Below are 2,276 nucleotides of genomic sequence, written 5' to 3' on the forward strand. Positions count from 1 at the left end.
CCTGTATATAACTTAATTGAATGATATAAGAAATTAGCAGTAAAAGCTAAAATCCAAAAACCAAGCTGCCATCCATTAAAAAATATAACTTTATAGTTAAGCTCATCTTTTCTCATTATATAAATATAATATAAAAAAGGAAGAAATCCAATCCAGCTTAAAAAATATAATTTAGGAAAATAGTTGGCTGCTGTCAATAATGCTGCTGCTAACGCTGTTAAAATTGCTCCCATGCTACATTCTCTTCTTGACAGAAGGCGCTATTCTTAAACTAATAAAAATAATTAAAGCTGCAGCAATAGCAATATCATATAAACCATAACCTACCGCTAGACCAAGCCCTGCAACTCCCCACAGACTGGCTGCTGTGGTTAAACCTTCTATCTTATCTTCTTGTTTAATAATAGTCCCAGCACCTAAAAAACCAATCCCACTAACAACCTGAGCTGCCAGTCTAGCTGGGTCACCTTCTACTCCATTGACTAAGTTTCCAGATTGTGCAACTTCCACTGATAAAATCATAATTACACAGGAAATAACAGCAACAATCACATTTGTTCTGATTCCTGCAGCCTTATTCTGTTTTTCTCTGTCATAACCAATCAAAGATGCCAGTATAGCTGCTATAATTAATCTCATTATTCCAACCCAATCTAATATCAAAATAGACACCTCCCTTTACCTATTATTATTATTCTTCAAATTTATCCTTAATCCTTTAAAAACTTACATGCACCGGGAACTTGTCAATAATTGTCTAAAATTGTAATATTTGATTCATTTATAATTATACATGACATAATCATTATATAATATTTTATTACCACCAAAATAATTTAAAATTTCCTTTTCATTAACTAGATTACTTTTGCGCAGCCCCATATAAATACTGTAACTGCTCCACTTATAATCTTCAGGTTTAATTACCAGTTTTTCTTTAACAGGATTCAAGTGGATGTAGCGGCTGACTACTAAATCATAATAATTATTTTCTATAATTTTAGATCTATATCTACCCTGGAACACATGTCCGACAGTGCTATTCCGTTCATTAAAATATCTTGCATAACGCCAGTTAATTCCACGCATAATTCGCCAGATTTGAATGTCTTTGGTTTGTAATTGAAGATGGATGTGGTTTGACATCATACAATAGCTCAAAATATTAAAATTATATCTACTTTTTACTTCTTTTAAAATATCCAGATAAATCTTATGATCAATCTTGTCTAAAAAAATATTTTTCTTTTTGTTTCCCCTGCATATAATATGATACTTTGCTCCTGGATACCATATTCTTTTTTTATGCCCCAATTCTACCACCCTTCCATTATTTTACTTTCTATCTTTATTATATCCTTATATTTTATTTTTTTCAATAATTTTACATTATAATAAAAAAATTAAAGTTAACGGACATAATTAACTATATTTCGACAGGTTCACGGTGCGTGTAAACTGCAAAAAGACCAGCGGCGTCCCGCTGGTCTTTTATCCTTGCTCTTATATTTATTTTTAAGCTATTTTTTCTTTAGAATTACTCTTCGTCTTTAGGAGCATAAGCTGTTTCCAGTCTCTTGTAGGACTGATAGCGTTCTTCAGCATCTTCTGCCGCTTTTTCAAAGAGGTCTTCTGCAAGCTCAGGGAATGTCTTCTGTAAGGAAGAGAAACGTACCTCACTGAGTAAGAAATCTCTGAAGCTTTCTGTTGGCTCCTTAGAATCCATCATAAATGGATTTTCTCCTTCACCTTTAAGTTCAGGATTGAAGCGGAATAAGTGCCAGTATCCAGACTTAACAGCATCTTTTTCCTGACTAACACTGCAGCCCATACCTTTTTTAAGTCCATGTGAAATACATGGAGCATAAGCAATAATTAAGGAAGGACCATCAAATGCCTCAGCTTCTTTGATAGCCTTAATAGCCTGGTTCATATTAGCACCAAGAGAAATCTGAGCAACATAAACATAACCATAAGTCATAGCCATTTGGCCTAAGTCTTTCTTCTTGATCTTCTTACCTGAAGCAGCAAACTTAGCAGCTGCAGCAGTTGGACTAGCTTTAGAGGACTGTCCACCAGTATTAGAGTAAACTTCTGTATCAAATACAAATACGTTTACATCATCACCAGAGGCCAGAACATGATCTAAACCTCCATAACCGATATCATAAGCCCAGCCGTCTCCACCGAAGATCCACTGAGATTTTCTGGTAATAAATTCTTTGCGGTCAACAATCTCAGCAATTACTTCGTTTTCACTGTATTTAGCGAGTAAA

General features: G+C 34.2%; 4 protein-coding genes. All 4 read right to left on the reverse strand.

Annotated features, from left to right (window positions below; translation table 11 throughout):
- Positions 1-233 (reverse strand): hypothetical protein (locus CI949_RS19955; protein WP_290769703.1); only part of this gene is annotated, 233 nt, incomplete at its 3' end.
- Position 234: 1 nt separating this feature from the next.
- Positions 235-672, reverse strand: a complete 438-nt coding sequence (locus tag CI949_RS19960; protein ID WP_290769705.1) for an MgtC/SapB family protein — start codon at positions 670-672, stop codon at positions 235-237.
- A gap of 105 nt (positions 673-777) precedes the next feature.
- Positions 778-1,314 carry a transposase gene (locus tag CI949_RS19965; protein WP_290769707.1) on the reverse strand — a complete coding sequence of 179 codons (537 nt, stop codon included), beginning with the start codon at positions 1,312-1,314 and terminating at the stop codon, positions 778-780.
- A gap of 223 nt (positions 1,315-1,537) precedes the next feature.
- On the reverse strand, positions 1,538-2,276 hold a 739-nt coding region (locus CI949_RS19970), incomplete at its 5' end, for a thiamine pyrophosphate-dependent enzyme (protein ID WP_290769709.1).

It is taken from the genome of Halanaerobium sp. (assembly GCF_003070835.1).